The following is a 14,665-nucleotide window of genomic DNA, read 5'->3' on the forward strand; positions in this document are numbered from 1 at the left end:
ATGAAGGAGTCACATGGACCTCTTTAGCGGGATTTATCGGGCGCCCGCAAGCAGATCAAGCAAATCGGCGCCATGAAGATGAGAAAGAATTCTAACACCGACATCCCGGAACGGGGCGCATCGGCCACGCCGCAAGCAGGGTTACGACGGTACGAGGGCATTCGGTATGAACGGGAACACGAACCACCACTGGCGCAGAGCCTGTCGCGCGGCATCACTTTCCCGCCCCGCTTCCCCGACAAAAGAATGGCCCATAGCAGAACGTCCGGCCTACACCCTCAGGAACCACAGCAGAATAGGTGCGAATACCAGGAATATGCCGGTGGACACCAGAACCGCGCCAGCGGCCTCGTCACCGCGGTCCGTGTAAGTACGTGCGTACATGTAGCTCATCACGGCGCAGGGCATGGACATCTGCAGGACCACGGCATTGGCGATCAGCGGCGGCGCGCCCATGGCCCAGGTCACCAGCAGCGCCGTGGCACAGCCGCCGATCAGGCGCATGCCTGCCATCAACGAACCCGCACGCAGGCCCGAAGCTGGAATCTGCGACAACGCATGGCCCAGGCTGAGCAGCATCAGCGGTACCGCCAGGCTGCCCAGCAGGCGCGCCGATTCCAGTGACCAGTCCGGCAGGCCCAGGCCCAGCGCGCGCAGCAGTACAGCCAGCACGCACAGCGCCATCGTCGGATTGCGCCAGGCGCCGCCACGCGCCACGCCCCCCGGCAAGATACGCAAACCGACGGTATGTTGCAGGAAAGACGACACAGTGAAGATCGCCACCGCCACGGCCAGCCCGGTTTCGCCAAAAGCCATGTAGGACACCGGCAGCCCGATATTGCCCGCATTCGGCATGCTAGTGGTCGGCAGCAGCTTGCGCACCGGCAGCCCGGCCAGTTTCAGCCCGGCAGCGGACACCAGTGTCACGGCCGCCATACAGGCCAGCGTAAGTAAGACGACGTCGGCCAGCAGGGCGTTATCCAGCGTGCTGGTCATCAGCGTATGGAATACCAGCGCAGGCGTCGCCACCTGCGTCACCAACTGGGAGATGAACTGACCTGCGAACGGCAGGCTGCGCCGCCCCCAGACAAAACCGGCGCCCACCACGACCATGGTCGGCGCCAGCAGGGCCAGCGCGTTCAGATAGAACTGCATCATCGAGGAAGGTGCCATGCGTATCCTTGGCAGCAAGGATTTATGCATGCGTGCATGGTCCCTTGCCCCGTCATCTCAACGTAACAATAATCTTTCTCACTGCCGCCTCCTGTCATGCGGCAGGTTGGAAACATAGGCATATGACACTCGTCACACACAACATCCTGTCGGCCAGGGAACAGGAGTGTCTGGTATGGGCGGCGCATGGAAAAACCAGTTGGGAAACCGGCGTCATCCTCGGAATCAGCGAACGCACAGTCAATTTCCACCTGCAGAACGCCTGCCGGAAGCTGCGCGTCAATGGCAGGCGCGCTGCCATCCTGCTGGCCATGCACAGAAGGCTGATCCATCCGCTTCCGCCCTGGCACGGCGCCGATATGCCTGCCTCCCGGCATCATAGCGCCATGCCGGCCTGAAACAAGCACGTCGGCACTGATCAGCCGCCGGTTTGCGTCATGCCATGCCGGACAAACCTTGCTTTTTTACCCTCAACTGATAGGGATTAAGCACCGTGCGGCCAGCAAACCCGTAAAATCGGCTCCCTGTGAATACGATAAAAAGAGTCGATGTGACCGATCTTCTGCTATCCCGCCTGCAACGCCTGGACAATCACCGCAATATTCTTGAGAACACGCAACGTGGCATCGAGAAGGAAGGCTTGCGCGTCAATGCACAGGGCCAGTTGTCGCAGGCACCCCACCCTGCTGCGCTGGGTGCCGCGCTGACGCATCCGCATATCACGACCGATTATTCCGAAGCCCTGCTGGAACTCATCACCGATCCCTTCCCCCGCACGGACGATGTCCTGTCTGCGTTGCTGGACACCCATCGCGCCACCTATGCCGCCCTGGGCGACGAGTTGATCTGGAATCACTCGATGCCGGCCCGCCTGCCAGCCGACCAGGAAATTCCCATCGCCTGGTACGGCACCTCGAACAGCGGCATGCTCAAGCATGTCTATCGTCGTGGCCTGGCGGTGCGCTATGGCCGTTCCATGCAGTGCATCGCAGGCATTCACTACAATTTTTCGCTGGACGACGCGATCTGGCCCTTGCTGGACCTGCCCGGCGCCAACCTGCGCGAGCAACGTGACGCAGGCTATATCGCGCTGGTGCGCAACTTTACGCGAGCCAGCTGGCTGCTGATGTACCTGTTCGGCGCCTCGCCCGCCATCGCCAGCAACTTCCCCGCCGTGCAAAACGGCGGGCTGGAACGCTGGGACGCCGATACCTGCTTCCTGCCCCATGCCACCAGCCTGCGCATGAGCGACCTGGGCTACCAGAACAAGGCCCAGTCTCAGCTGAAGCTGAACTACAACGACCTGGAAACCTTTCTGGACCGCCTCTACAACGCCGTGACCACTCCCTGGCCGGCCTACGAGGCCTTCGGCACCAAGCGCGACGGCGAGTGGATCCAGCTCAACACCAATGTCCTGCAAATAGAGAACGAGTACTACTCGAATATCCGTCTCAAGCGCAGCACCAAACGCTGCGAACGACCGCTGACCGCCCTGGACGAGCGCGGTGTGCAATATGTGGAAGTGCGCTGCCTGGATATTGACCCCTTTGAGCCCGCCGGCATCAGCGCCGACACCATGCGATTCATGGATGCCTTCCTGCTGTATTGCACGCTGGACGAAAGCCCGGCATTCGCGCCGCAGGGTTATTGCGAGCGCAGCAGCCAGAACTTCGCCAAGGTCGTGCGCCAGGGCCGCGAACCCGGCCTGATGCTGGAACGCAACTGCGAAGCCGTTTCCCTGCAGCAGTGGGGCAAGGACATCCTGGACCGCGTCGAGGCGTCTGCAGAACTGCTGGACCGCGTTCACGGCAGTACGTTGCACCGCCAGGCCGTCGCCATGCAGCGTGCCAAGCTGGAAGACCCGGCGCTCACGCCATCGGCCCGCCTGCTGGCAGGCATGCGCGACACCCAGGCATCGTTCTTCGAATATGGCCTGAGCACCAGCCGCGCCCACGCCGACGCCCTGCGCAGCCAGGCGCTGGATGCCGCCACCCAGGCGCGTTACCAGGAACTGGCCGCCCGATCACTGGCCGAGCAGCATGCACTGGAAGCCGACCGCAAGGAAAGCTTCGACGAATACGTGGCGCGCTACCACGCCAATCTGCAACGCCCTCATCGCAAGCAGCACGACGCGGCCTGAATCCAAGAACCGCCAGGCAACCTGGCGGTTCTTTTTACTGCTCACGGGCAAGCACCCGGATGATCAGGTCTTCCGCGCGGCGTGCTTGGCAATACGCCAGGCAAACACCATGGCCGGGCCTATCGTGGTGCCGGGGCCGGGGTAAGTGCCCCTGAACAGCGAAGTCAGGTCATTGCCGCAGGCATACAGGCCCTCGATGGGCCGCCCCTGCTGATCCAATACCTGGCCGTTCACATCGCCCCGCAAGCCGGCACTGCAAGCCAGGTCCATGGGGACGACGCGCAATGCATAGTACGGCCCCTGTTCCCGGATCGGGCGCAGGCAAGGATTGGGCTGCTGCGTCTCGTCGCCATTGAAGCGGTTCATGACACTGGTCCCTCGACCGAAATCGGCATCCACCCCAGTTTGCGCCTGCTCGTTATAGCGCTTGACCGTCTGCCGGAAAGCGTCCGCATCCAGGCCAACCTTGGCCGCCAGTGCTTCCAGTGTCGGGGCTTCCGTCAGGTAGCCCTTGTGCAGCTTTTCCGCCAGCCCGCGTCCACCGGGCATGACCAGCCCGAGCCCATAAGACTTGATGAAATCTGCGTCGCAGACCAGCCATGCCTCGCTCAGGCCATGGCGCAGCATGCCCATGCAGAAGTCATGGTAGGAGTCCGATTCATTGACGAAACGCCTGCCGTCCCGACCCACGGCAATCAAACCTGGCTTGGCGCGATCCAGCAGGATGTGCGGCCAGATGCCACGCGTGCCATCGGCACGCTGGATAAAGGAACATGGCATCCACAGGGCCGGGCTGTCATGGCCATCATCAAATGCCGCCCCGGCCTGCATGGCGCGCACAATCCCGTCGCCCGTATTGGTTTCCGGCGCCTGGGATTCCAGGCTGACTTCCGGCGGAAAATACTGTTTGCGCAGCGCTTCGTTCCAGGCCACGCCGCCGGTAGCCAGCACTACCCCGCGACGGGCGCGTATACGCTTCTGGCCTTGCGGCGTATCCACCACGGCCCCCACAACCTTACCCTGCTCGAGCAGCAGCTCGCGCAAGGGGGTCTCGAACAGCACGGGGACCTTGCGCTGGCGCAGGCTATAGAACAGCCGCGCCACCAAAGCATTGCCCATCAGCAGCCGCGTGCCACGCCGGTAGCGCAGGCGGTCCAGCGCATAGCGGCCGACGATGCCCAGGGTCAGTTTCAGGTTTCCCAGCGATGCGAAAGGTTGCAGCAGCGGCGCCAGTTCGGCGCGCCCCACCATCATGCCGCCCAAGCCCATGAATTCGGGGCGCGGCGGCCGGACACGATCGAAATCCGCACCCAGCAATCGGCCGTCGAAGGGCAAGGGCCCCAATGCGCGCCCACCAAAGGCCGAACCCGGCCCATCCAGGTAATCCGGATGCGCCGCGGCGGCGGCAAACTTCACTTCAGTTTTCTGTTCCAGCTCATCAATGGCCGGGCGCCCCGACTCCAGGAACGCAGCCCTGACATCATCGCCGCCACGGTCCCCCACGATGGCACGCAGAAAGGCCGCGGCATCTTCCAGAGAGTCCTGCGCCCCGACGCGCCCGCCCTGCGAATTGCCAGGCACCCACGTGGTGCCGCCGGAGGTAGAAGTATTGCCCCCTACCTGCGTAGTCTTTTCACACAGCAGGACATCCAACCCGCTCAGTGCCCCCACCAGCGCAGCAGTCATTCCGCCCGCACCCGCGCCGAAAACCAGCAGGTCGACCTCCTGGTCAAACCCCGCCTTGCCTTGATCCGTCATGCAGCCTCCATCCCTTTTTTTGCTTCCTGCCGGAAAGGAAAATGACACGCACGGCAGGCGTCCAGATAATTTTATGGAATTATATTCATAAATGGAATCTGATTCCATTTAGTTGCACAAAAGAGAAAACGGCCTGCCGAGATAGCCTCGTGAACAACTGGAAAACGGGCGGACAGCCTGCTGCAGTGCGGTATTCCCGCTGAAGATGCGACAAATCAATATTGCGTCGCAATCCTATTTGCAAATGTGCTAATCCTGACGCACAATCCTTTACAAATCATGGAAGTTAATTCTTTCCGCAACAGTTCTAATGCAGTCATCACGCCGTCCTTGCGGACGGTATCGTCGTACCCATCCCGATGCCCGGCCGAGCGCCGCGCCCGGAAGCCTGTTCATTCACTTTCACGAGTCTTCATCATGATCGGAAATACGCTGAATCAAGCAAAGAAACGCCTGCAGCTCGCGGGCGCCGCCACGGTTTGCGTGCTCGCCGCCGGCTGCGCTTCGCTGGGCGGCCCCGAGCCTTATTCTGCGCAAGCCTGGGTAGGCAAGCCCGTGGCGACGGCCACCAAGGTCTTCGGCCAGCCTTCCGCAACCAAGGCGCTGCCCAATGGCGCGACCGACTACGCCTGGTACGGCCTGTATGACCGCACCTACGACCGTCCGCTGGGCTACTTCATGGACCCGGGCTACTACCAGCCGCCCTTCGACCAATTCGAAGGCCCTGACTACTACCCGCCCCTGGCAGCCTTCGGCAATCCCGAATTCGACGGCCCCTACCCCTATCCGGAAAGCGGCCTGAACTATGTGGCGGAACGCCGCCTGGTCAAGTGCAAGGTTTCGCTGACGGCTGAACAAGGCGTCATCAAGTCGTTCAAGGTGCAGAACCTGACGACCCCGGACCAGTTCATGGCCGGCGGCTGCGACAACTACGTCACGAACTGGGTGCAACAGGCCCAGTAAGGCCAGACTTGCAGCCTCCGTTGCCTACACCGTGACGGGGGCTACAAGCAAAAAACAAAGCCCTGCCAGCTTGTGCTGGCAGGGCTTTGTACATTGAGCGGCCCGCCGGCGATAGCGCACCGCACAACCAGAATCCGCCTATGGCTTTATATGGCTGCCTTGGAAAAGTCCGGGTGCAGGAATTTCCATGGGCTGGCATCACTGCCACGCGGCACCACCACTTCAATGAGGACCGGCCGGTCAGCGGCAAATGCATGTTCCAGCACGCCACGCAAGGCGTCGGGCGCATGCACCCGGTGCGCCTGCACGCCGAACGATTCGGCGAACTTCATGAAGTCCGGGTTCACCAGTTCCGAACCCAGCAAACGGCCGCCAAAAGCTTCCTGCTGGTCACGGTAGACATTACCGAATGCACTGTTGTTGAACACGATCGTCACGACATTGATGCCGTACTGCACGGCGGTCGCCAGTTCCTGGGCCGCGAACATGAAACCACCATCCCCGCAGATGGAGACCACCGCCTTGCCCGGATTGGCCACCTTCACGCCCAGCGCCGTCGGGAAACCAAAGCCCAGCGTGCCCTGCTGGCCAGATGTCACCAGGGTACGCGGTTCATAGACCGGAAAGCCGAAAATGGACGTAAAACCGACCTGTGAAATTTCCTCGACAAAGAAACCGTCGCGCGGCAGCACATCGCGGATCACGCGCAGGTAATCCAGCTGCGGCTGGATGCACTGGATATCCTGTTCCGCCGCCGCCTTCGCGGCGGCCAGCTCGGCATCGCGGCGCGGCGGCGTGCCGGTGCGCTGCACTTCAGCCGCCAACGCCGCCGCCCCTTCGGCGGCATCGGCCAGCACGCTGACATCCGCGCTGATGCGCCGCACTTCCGCCGGATCTATGTCGATGCGGATCAGCTTCAGGCCTGCCGGGCGGTGACGCCAGCGGATATCGAACAGCTCGAAGCGCGAGCCGATCACAACGGCCACGTCTGTCTGCGGCCAGAGCCGAGCACCGGAAGCCACTGTGAAACCCAGCGGATGATCGTCCCCCACCACGCCACGGCCGCCACGGAAACTCACGACGGGCGCGCCCAGCGTTTCCGCCAGATCGCGCACTTCGACACTGGCTTCCAGGGCACCAGATCCAACGAAAATCATGGGGGCCTTGGCCTGGCCCAGCAGCGTTGCCGCGCGTGCAATGGCATCGGTGTCCACCGGCGGCTTGGGCTGCAGCGGCAACGGCGCCTGGGTACGCACCCGCCCTGGCTGGGTAAAGAAATCCCATGAAGCCTGTAGCGACACGACGCCCGGCCGCCCCGACTGCATTTCCTGAAAGGCACGCGCGACCTGCCAGGGCGTATCGGCGGGTTGCTCGATATGAGCGGCCCACTTGCCCAGGTCGCGCAGGATTTCCAGCTGCCGGGGCAGTTCGTGCAGCTGCCCCCGGCCACGGTCCTTGAAGCCGCTCATGACGTCACCCGTGATGGCCAACACCGGCGCATTGCAGCCATGTGCCGTCAGCATCGCCGCGCTGGCGTTGAGAATTCCGGGGCCGGGCACGACTGCGAAAACCCCCGGCTTACCACTGGAGCGCGCATAACCGAAGGCCATGTAGGCGCTGGTCTGTTCATGACGCGCTCCGATGGTGCGCACGCTGTCCTGGTTGCGCGCCAACGCGTCCGTAAAGCCATAAATCTGCGCACCGGGCAGCGCGAATACGGTATCGACGCCATGGGTTTGCAGGCTATGCACCAGGGCATCCCCCCCTGTCATGGGGTAAGCGGTGTTCGGGTCTTTTTGCATGTCATTTGCCTCCTGGCCAATTACGGTGGTCTTTTCGGTGAATTCCGGGATGGATGCCGCAGCCAGGCATACCCCGGCTGCGGGAAAAATATTCAGGCAGTATGATTCGGCGGCCAGGCATCGCCAGGGCTGAGGAAACGCGAACTGCGGCAATGATCGAACACGAATTGCCGGAACCACTGCTGCTCGGGTGAACTCTGGATGCGACTGTGCCAGACCACCCAGTAGCGGAAACGGTGTTCGATGAAAGACAGGGGCCGGGCACAGACATCCGCCTGCTGCGCCCATTGGCGGGCAATGTGTTCGGGCAGCGTCAGCAACATATCGCTTTGCTGAATGACGCTGAGCGCGGCGCTGTAGAACGGCACCGCCAGTTTCAGGTCGCGCCGCAGGTGCTGGCGGCGCAGGTGCGCGTCGATGAAACTGTCCTTGTCGCCCCCCATGCTGATCGTGGCATGCGGCCAGGAAAGGTACTGCGCCTGGGATATCCGCGCCTGCCGGGCCAACGCATGGCCCTTGCGCATGCAGCAAACCGGAGTATCCTCGCCCAGCACCCGGCCGTGATAATCGGCCGGCGTGTCTTCCAGCATGGTCGTCACCAGATCGACTTTGCCGTCCTCAAGCCAGTCATAGCGGTCGGCCTGCCAGATGCGGAACTCCACGCTGACGCCGGGCGCCTGCAAGGCCAGGTCATGCAGCAAGCCGGGCAGGATGTATTGCGCGACATAATCGGAACCTGCCAGGCAAAAACGCCGCTCGCAGCGCGCAGGGGAAAACTCGGCAGGAGAGCTCAGGCGCTCCAGTCCGGCCAGGACGTCACGCAGCGGGTCCAGCAAGGCCTGCCCGCGTTCAGTCAGTACATACTCGCGCCCGCGCCGAACCATCAATGGGTCGCCCAAGGCCTCGCGGAACTGCGCCAGGTGGCGGCTCAGGGCAGGCTGGCTCGTGCCCAGCAGCCTTGCTGCCCGACTCAGGTTACGCACTTCGAGTATGGCCGCCAACGCCATCAACTGAGACACGCTCAGGTGATTGAAGGCCAGATTCATGGCCGCGCGCTCAGTCCAGCGCTATCTGCATGGCGGGCTGTGCAGCATCCAGCACGGCTTGCCCCACGCAACGTCCGCCACAATAACGGCCGACCAGGGCCACGACATCCGCCACGGCACTTTCGACGTCAGCTCGGCTGGTCGGCGGCAAACCGTCGATATCGAAAAACACGCATGAGGTATCTGCCAGCGTCCGCGTATCGGCAGCCTGGCGCCAGGTCCAGCGCCGCGTCAGCACGCGCTGGCCGGCAGCCAGCACGATTTCGCCGGCGGCGATGCTTTCAGGCGCCTTGCCGGGGTCGGCCAGAAAACCGTCAGCCTCCGCAGCCTTGCGCAGGCAGATCTCCTGCGATTGCGCTCCGATGGGATGCACCCCGGCCGGCAGCACATAACGCAAAGACAGCAAGTTGCCGATATCCACCAGCGGATTGATATCCGGCAGCGTATCCGGCTTGAGCACGCGGCGGCTCAGCGCTTCGATGGCGCTGCGGTGTTCGGAGGGCTTGGCGCCAAACCGGCGATAGGCATCCCGCCAGGCGGCGATCTGCGGATACTCGGCCGGATTACCGGTGATGCGCTCGCGCAATGCCGCTTCGCTGGCACGCAGCAAGGCCGTCAATCCGGCGTCGGGCTGCGAATTGTCCAGGTCCGTGAATACGACCACGCCCCGCCGGTATTCCGGATAGTCCTGGAAGATTTCGGGATGAATGGTATAGGAGAAATTCGTCGACATGCGGTCTCGATACGGAACAGATGCACAGGCCCAGCCAGGCGCGGCCGGATTCGCAAGGACTATACACTGACGCCGGATGCCATATCATGCAGATACTGAATGCCAACTATACGGATAATGAATACATTGAAGAGGCTATATCAATGAGCCCGGTGCTGCGCTCCACATAAGCGCGAGTTCATGCCGTTCGTTGCCTGCTGTGGGCCATATGGACCACCTGTGACCGCCATAAGCCCCCCACTCATAAAACTCAGGGCGCGCGCAGAACCACCATGCCGGTTTTGGCCGCCATATAGTCCCGCAGGGGCACATCGACCACTTTCATATTGGCCTGCACGGACGAAGCGTTGCGGAACCAGACCTGGCCGGCGGCCTTGACCACGATGCCCACATGCGTCACATCCAGGCCATCGAGCGGGGTATAGGCACCGACATAATCGCCAGTCTGCAGCTTGGCCAGCACCTGTTCGTCAATGGCAAACGCCGGAATGTAATCTATCGTGCGCGGCGTCTCGCCCAGGCCGGGCAGATACTCCGTGCCGTCGGCCTTGCGGTTCAACACCTTGTCCACCGAAACATAGATGCCACCGACCTCACGCGTGACATCCGTGGCATTCCTCGGCTCGACGGCCGCCCAGTCGGAGAAAAAGTGGCGGCGATGCCGGAAATCAACATTGCCATTCGCGTAGCGGACAGCAGCCAGCCGGGTCAGGAAGTCATTGCCGTCCGTGGCGCGGCTCAGGGCCTCAACGTAATCAATAAACGTAAAGCAATCGACCCGGTTGAAATCCACAACCAGCATTTCATTGGTATCACGCGATCCCACCAGCGTATTGGCCCGGTATGGAACACCCAGGAACAGGGAGGACACCTGGGCCAGCCTTGCGCCATGGTCCAAGCCAGGTTCGGACAGCGTAGGCATGGCAATAATCGCCTCCACCCGGGCGCGGGTCGCTTCATCCGTCTTGACCAGGTATTGCCCTTGCTGCGCCGTGGCAGGATTGACGATGGCCATGGCCAGGAACAGGCCCGTCAATCTGGCAGACAGGCTGATGCCGGAATAAAAGTGCATGATTTCCTTGCGTCCGTCGCCCTGCCAGCGGGTGCGAACAGGGATGACGCACAGAATACCTGCGCGGCGAGGGAAACAACATCCCCCGGAGCGGCTTGCCGTGATGCTGATAGTCAGCTGGCGCGATGCCCAGGCACCTTAGCCGGTCACAGACAACTGAACACACACTCAGGCAATGAGCCGCCAGCAACCTTCAGCGTTGCATTCGAGCAAGGCCTGGCGCACGGCGTCTCGCATCCGCTCATTTCCCTGAAGGCGCAATAGGTGTGAACGTCACCGTACGATCAGGCTCGCCACGCCGCTCGCGTAACGCGACGATCTGAGCCCTCAGATTGTCCAGATTCGCCTGGAACTGCTCCCTGCGCCTTCTTTCTGTCCAATCCAACGATCAATCTCCTGACGCACCTGTGCCAGTTCGAATGCCTTCTCGGTCACCACGCATTCCTCGTCGAAGATATCCCGGGGCTGCGCCATGGAAATATGGGGAATTACGAGCATCAGAACGAAAAAAAAGCACCTTTTTCAAGGTGCTTTTCTTCTGGAATCTTTTGGCGGAGCGGACGGGGCTCGAACCCGCGACCCCCGGCGTGACAGGCCGGTATTCTAACCAACTGAACTACCGCTCCGCAGCGGTACCACAAAATTAGTGGCGTCCCCTAGGGGATTCGAACCCCTGTACTCACCGTGAAAGGGTGATGTCCTAGGCCTCTAGACGAAGGGGACAGGACCAAACAACAGATCGAAGATTATATGGCATTTCTTCGATTTACTGCAAGTTCTTTTTCAAGAACCTCTTCGCTTTTTTGGTGGAGGTAAGCGGGATCGAACCGCTGACCTCTTGCATGCCATGCAAGCGCTCTCCCAGCTGAGCTATACCCCCATTTGCTTCTACATTCTACCAACGTTTCCACTCGGCTTTCGCTTCGTTTCTTTCGTTGGCTGCCCTGTGTCAGCAGCGAAGAATTGAATTATGCACGAACTAAAATCCGTATGCAAGCGCCGTGTCGAATATTTTTCATATTTGCACAAATACAACATTTTTGTTGTTTTCACGCTTGCAGGACTTGCCCTGGCTTTTTTTCCTGCCGAGGACAGCGCCCCCCCCCCCTGGCCACAGTCCAGGCGGGCCGACTGTCGCCCGGGCGCATGATGCACTCGCCCGGGCTGGCGCCACTACTGCGCCTTGACGCAAGCCTGGTATGGCCTGCCCCGGAAGTCGAACGCTTCCTGTGTACCGACGACATTGTTACCCGGGTTGTATTCGAAGACCCAGTCCGGACGCTCCTTCAACCCAAACTTCCATACCAGGCCGTTCTTGTTGACGAAGGTTTTCTGATCCCCCGTGCTCGTCCCGCAACCTGGCAGGTTGTTGATCGGCCAGATCAACTGGAACTCTACCGATTGTCCGCGCCGAATCACCATGCCGTTGTCCAGGCCCTCGAAACGGGGCGTCTCGATGTTGTCCTTGTCATAGGCCTCGAGGTTGACGATGGTGTAGTCCTGATCATTGGCCGTCAGACGGAAGGTCTTCAGCACCGCGTCCTCATTGAACCCGTACGCAGCCGTCAACCCTGTCTCGACCGGCAGGGTCGCCTGCTTGGGCGTCAATTCATACGTCGCACGATAGGGGAACAGCTCTTGCCTGAACGCCTTTTCGGCATCAGGCTGCGCAATTGCCTGCTGCTGGGCATTGCTCCAGCGATGGGAAATCAGCCGGTCTTCCAGCAGCAAGGTTGGGTACTGCTCGCGTGTCGCCGCATTCATATTGAGGGTAAACGGCCCTGTCGCTTCCACGCCATCGCTGACCATCAACTCGATGCTGTAGTTGCCCGTTACCGTCGGCGCCAGCGTCAGGTCCGAGCATGTCCATTGGCCCAGATTGGCCTGCTCTCGGCGCCACGTCGGGTAATCTCCCTTGGCAGCCGTCCAGTCGCCGCCCACCGAGCACAGCTTTTCACCCAGCTCCCAGGTGGCGCCATTGGGCTGGTTCTTCATGGTCCACAGGTATGTGAGCTTGTCGCCGTCAGGGTCCACGGCATTGGCACCCAAGGCAAAACCGTGCCACAACGTCAGCTTGTGCTGTTGCTCCACGCCATTGACATACACCCTGAACACTTTGTCCTGGATCAGCGGTGCAATCAGCAGCGGCTGCTCCGCGTCATAAACGGTGGAACCGATGTTGGTGTATTGAAGATCTCCCAGCGACGGCCGAACCTGCGGCGCATGGTTTCGGCTCTTGGCGAAGATGGTCAAGGGCCAGGGTGCGCTGCGTGCGCCGTGGGAGTCCACCACGACCAGAGAAGCGGAATAAGGGCCGGCCTTGTCCACCTGGATCTGCGCGCGGTCACCGTCCTTGCCCACTGGCTTCAGTTCGGCCTGGCTGCCGTCAGGGCGGTCGGTCAGGGTCCATTCGTAGATCAGCTTATTGCGATCAGGATCGGTACTCTGAGATCCATCCAGCGTCACCAGGGCACCGACGGCAGCATTGGTGTTGCCGCGCGATTCGTAGATCACCGCAGACGGACGGCGGTTGGCACCGTTGGTAGCCGTGAATTTCTGCACCAGGCGTTCGGATTTCGCCCCGTGCTGATCCTCCACCGTCAAGGCGATTTCATAGTCGCCTTTCACATCAAACAGAACCATCGGCATGCTGCCGCCGGAGGCCAGTGCGGCCTTTATGGCGTCCGTATCCGACCCCGTCGGGGCGCTCACCAGCTCCCAATGGTGCTTCAGCTGGTAAGGATCATATTCGTCGATGTCGTAGGACAAATTACCTTGCAACATGAGTTTCGTGCCGGTTTCCACCATGCCGCCAGGCGCCTGCTCCAGACCAATGCGGGCAATGGGCGCCATATTGGGCTGTCCAGGTACCGGCATGACCTTCACGAACGCCTGCACCGGCGTATCCCCACTGCGCGAGAGCCCGTCAAAAACAAAAAGCTCCACCCGGTGCGAACCGGCCGCCTGCGGACGGAAGTGCAGGACGGGCTCGTTCGTATCCCAGACGATCGCGTCGTGGGCGCTGCCCGGCAAGCCGGACTTGCCGGCAACGACCTTCCAGCGATACTCCAGGTGGTCACCCGCCCCTTTCAGGCTGTCCCGTCCGTCAATCGTGACTTCCTGGCCGATTTGTACGGTGTCCATCCCGGACGGGATGGTGATTTTCGCAACCGGCCGGCTAAAGGGTTCATTGACGTTCACCGTCACGCGGGCGGGCGCACTGACACGCTCGCCATACCTGACCGTCAATTCGAATTCATATTTGCCGACCCTGTCAGCCTTGAAGCGCGCCACGGCACGCGTTGCTTCCGCGTCGTCCATGGAGCGCAGCGCGCTTTCCGGCGGCACCCCAACCAACCGCCAGGCATATTCCAACTGACGGGCATCACCGTTAATGGGCGGAACGCTGGCGCTGCCATCGAGTTGCACGGCACCGAGCAATGCTTCGATGCTGGCAGGCACGACCGCCACCGGGTCCTCATTGACCACCAGCACTGTGACGGACGCCGTCGCAGACGACGCCCCATTGCTGACCATCAGCGCCACCTGGTATTCCCCCGGAACATCGGGCTGCAGGCGGGCCACGGAATCACCCGCATTGCTCAGCGTCGCCTGGCTGTTGATGGGCTTGCCGTTCAGCACCCACTGGTAACCGATAATGCCGCCCTTGCTGGCCTTGCCATCCAGGACGACCGTCTGGCCCAGCTGGATCGGGCTGCCAGATGGCACGACCTCGTCACCAGCCAGCACCTGAATCGAAGGCTTGGGCTGATTCACACCTGCGGGATTATCGCTGTCCCCATCGTAGCCACTGTCAGTACCACCGCCACATGCGGACAGCACGAGCGCGGCGCCAAAAGCCAGCAGCAGCTTTTTTGCTCCGGATTTCATAGGTATTTTCCTCTTGATGAATGGTGCGCGCGAATCTCACTGTGGAAGCCTGCTTCGCTTGTGGATTCCCGCGACGTAAATCGGTGG

10 protein-coding genes, 3 tRNA genes and 1 riboswitch are annotated in these 14,665 nt (G+C 61.5%); of the genes, 3 read left to right on the plus strand and 10 right to left on the minus strand.

All coding sequences use genetic code 11. The features are described from left to right. Window positions 1–2: 2 nt before the first annotated feature. Window positions 3–81, minus strand: a riboswitch (SAM riboswitch). 189 nt (window positions 82–270) lie between these two features. Beyond that, window positions 271–1,173 (minus strand): AEC family transporter, encoded by a 903-nt coding sequence (locus tag ACEW7X_RS14750; protein ID WP_130486506.1) that lies wholly within the window; start codon window positions 1,171–1,173, stop codon window positions 271–273. Between the two features lie 122 nt (window positions 1,174–1,295). Between ACEW7X_RS14750 and ACEW7X_RS14755 the strand changes: the two genes are divergently transcribed. Together ACEW7X_RS14755 and gshA are read left to right on the plus strand one after the other, a co-directional pair. Then, the gene (locus tag ACEW7X_RS14755) at window positions 1,296–1,571 is read left to right on the plus strand and encodes a helix-turn-helix domain-containing protein (RefSeq protein WP_127775209.1); all 276 of its coding nucleotides are present in this window, start codon (window positions 1,296–1,298) and stop codon (window positions 1,569–1,571) included. A 152-nt stretch (window positions 1,572–1,723) separates the two neighbouring features. Continuing rightward, window positions 1,724–3,313 (plus strand): glutamate--cysteine ligase, encoded by a 1,590-nt coding sequence (gshA, locus tag ACEW7X_RS14760; protein WP_068367290.1) that lies wholly within the window; start codon window positions 1,724–1,726, stop codon window positions 3,311–3,313. A 63-nt stretch (window positions 3,314–3,376) separates the two neighbouring features. On the opposite strand, the gene ACEW7X_RS14765 is transcribed toward gshA, so the two are convergent. Next, window positions 3,377–5,071: an FAD-binding protein gene (locus ACEW7X_RS14765; protein WP_068367292.1), complete on the minus strand. Its 1,695-nt coding sequence runs from the start codon at window positions 5,069–5,071 to the stop codon at window positions 3,377–3,379. A 417-nt stretch (window positions 5,072–5,488) separates the two neighbouring features. On the opposite strand from ACEW7X_RS14765, the gene ACEW7X_RS14770 reads away from it, so the two are divergent. Beyond that, complete coding sequence (locus tag ACEW7X_RS14770) at window positions 5,489–6,034, plus strand: hypothetical protein (RefSeq protein WP_068367294.1); 546 nt, start codon at window positions 5,489–5,491, stop codon at window positions 6,032–6,034. Between the two features lie 146 nt (window positions 6,035–6,180). On the opposite strand, the gene ACEW7X_RS14775 is transcribed toward ACEW7X_RS14770, so the two are convergent. The 8 genes from ACEW7X_RS14775 to ACEW7X_RS14810 form a co-directional block, all read right to left on the minus strand. Continuing rightward, window positions 6,181–7,836 carry a thiamine pyrophosphate-dependent enzyme gene (locus tag ACEW7X_RS14775; protein WP_202969505.1) on the minus strand — a complete coding sequence of 552 codons (1,656 nt, stop codon included), beginning with the start codon at window positions 7,834–7,836 and terminating at the stop codon, window positions 6,181–6,183. 92 nt (window positions 7,837–7,928) lie between these two features. Next, window positions 7,929–8,882: a LysR family transcriptional regulator gene (locus tag ACEW7X_RS14780; RefSeq protein ID WP_068367296.1), complete on the minus strand. Its 954-nt coding sequence runs from the start codon at window positions 8,880–8,882 to the stop codon at window positions 7,929–7,931. A gap of 10 nt (window positions 8,883–8,892) precedes the next feature. Beyond that, window positions 8,893–9,615, minus strand: coding sequence for a B3/4 domain-containing protein (locus tag ACEW7X_RS14785; RefSeq protein ID WP_068367298.1), 723 nt, complete (start codon window positions 9,613–9,615; stop codon window positions 8,893–8,895). A gap of 250 nt (window positions 9,616–9,865) precedes the next feature. Beyond that, the gene (locus ACEW7X_RS14790; protein WP_420177369.1) at window positions 9,866–10,687 is read right to left on the minus strand and encodes a DUF1460 domain-containing protein; all 822 of its coding nucleotides are present in this window, start codon (window positions 10,685–10,687) and stop codon (window positions 9,866–9,868) included. A 549-nt stretch (window positions 10,688–11,236) separates the two neighbouring features. Next, window positions 11,237–11,313 (minus strand) — tRNA-Asp (locus tag ACEW7X_RS14795). A 21-nt stretch (window positions 11,314–11,334) separates the two neighbouring features. Continuing rightward, window positions 11,335–11,410, minus strand: a tRNA-Glu gene (locus ACEW7X_RS14800). An 81-nt stretch (window positions 11,411–11,491) separates the two neighbouring features. After that, window positions 11,492–11,567, minus strand: a tRNA-Ala gene (locus tag ACEW7X_RS14805). Window positions 11,568–11,860: 293 nt separating this feature from the next. Next, window positions 11,861–14,578: a PKD domain-containing protein gene (locus ACEW7X_RS14810; RefSeq protein ID WP_420177370.1), complete on the minus strand. Its 2,718-nt coding sequence runs from the start codon at window positions 14,576–14,578 to the stop codon at window positions 11,861–11,863. Window positions 14,579–14,665: the final 87 nt, after the last annotated feature.

The organism is Kerstersia gyiorum (genome assembly GCF_048595715.1).
GTDB lineage: Bacteria > Pseudomonadota > Gammaproteobacteria > Burkholderiales > Burkholderiaceae_B > Kerstersia > Kerstersia gyiorum.

Excerpts from the sequence above, each read along its gene's own strand:
- ACEW7X_RS14790 (WP_420177369.1), bottom strand. The coding sequence starts at position 10,687 with ATGCACTTTTATTCCGGCATCAGCCTGTCTGCCAGATTGACGGGCCTG.
- ACEW7X_RS14755 (WP_127775209.1), top strand. The coding sequence starts at position 1,296 with ATGACACTCGTCACACACAACATCCTGTCGGCCAGGGAACAGGAGTGT.
- ACEW7X_RS14770 (WP_068367294.1), top strand. The coding sequence starts at position 5,489 with ATGATCGGAAATACGCTGAATCAAGCAAAGAAACGCCTGCAGCTCGCG.
- ACEW7X_RS14750 (WP_130486506.1), bottom strand. The coding sequence starts at position 1,173 with ATGGCACCTTCCTCGATGATGCAGTTCTATCTGAACGCGCTGGCCCTG.
- ACEW7X_RS14765 (WP_068367292.1), bottom strand. The coding sequence starts at position 5,071 with ATGACGGATCAAGGCAAGGCGGGGTTTGACCAGGAGGTCGACCTGCTG.
- ACEW7X_RS14810 (WP_420177370.1), bottom strand. The coding sequence starts at position 14,578 with ATGAAATCCGGAGCAAAAAAGCTGCTGCTGGCTTTTGGCGCCGCGCTC.
- ACEW7X_RS14775 (WP_202969505.1), bottom strand. The coding sequence starts at position 7,836 with ATGCAAAAAGACCCGAACACCGCTTACCCCATGACAGGGGGGGATGCC.
- ACEW7X_RS14780 (WP_068367296.1), bottom strand. The coding sequence starts at position 8,882 with ATGAATCTGGCCTTCAATCACCTGAGCGTGTCTCAGTTGATGGCGTTG.
- ACEW7X_RS14785 (WP_068367298.1), bottom strand. The coding sequence starts at position 9,615 with ATGTCGACGAATTTCTCCTATACCATTCATCCCGAAATCTTCCAGGAC.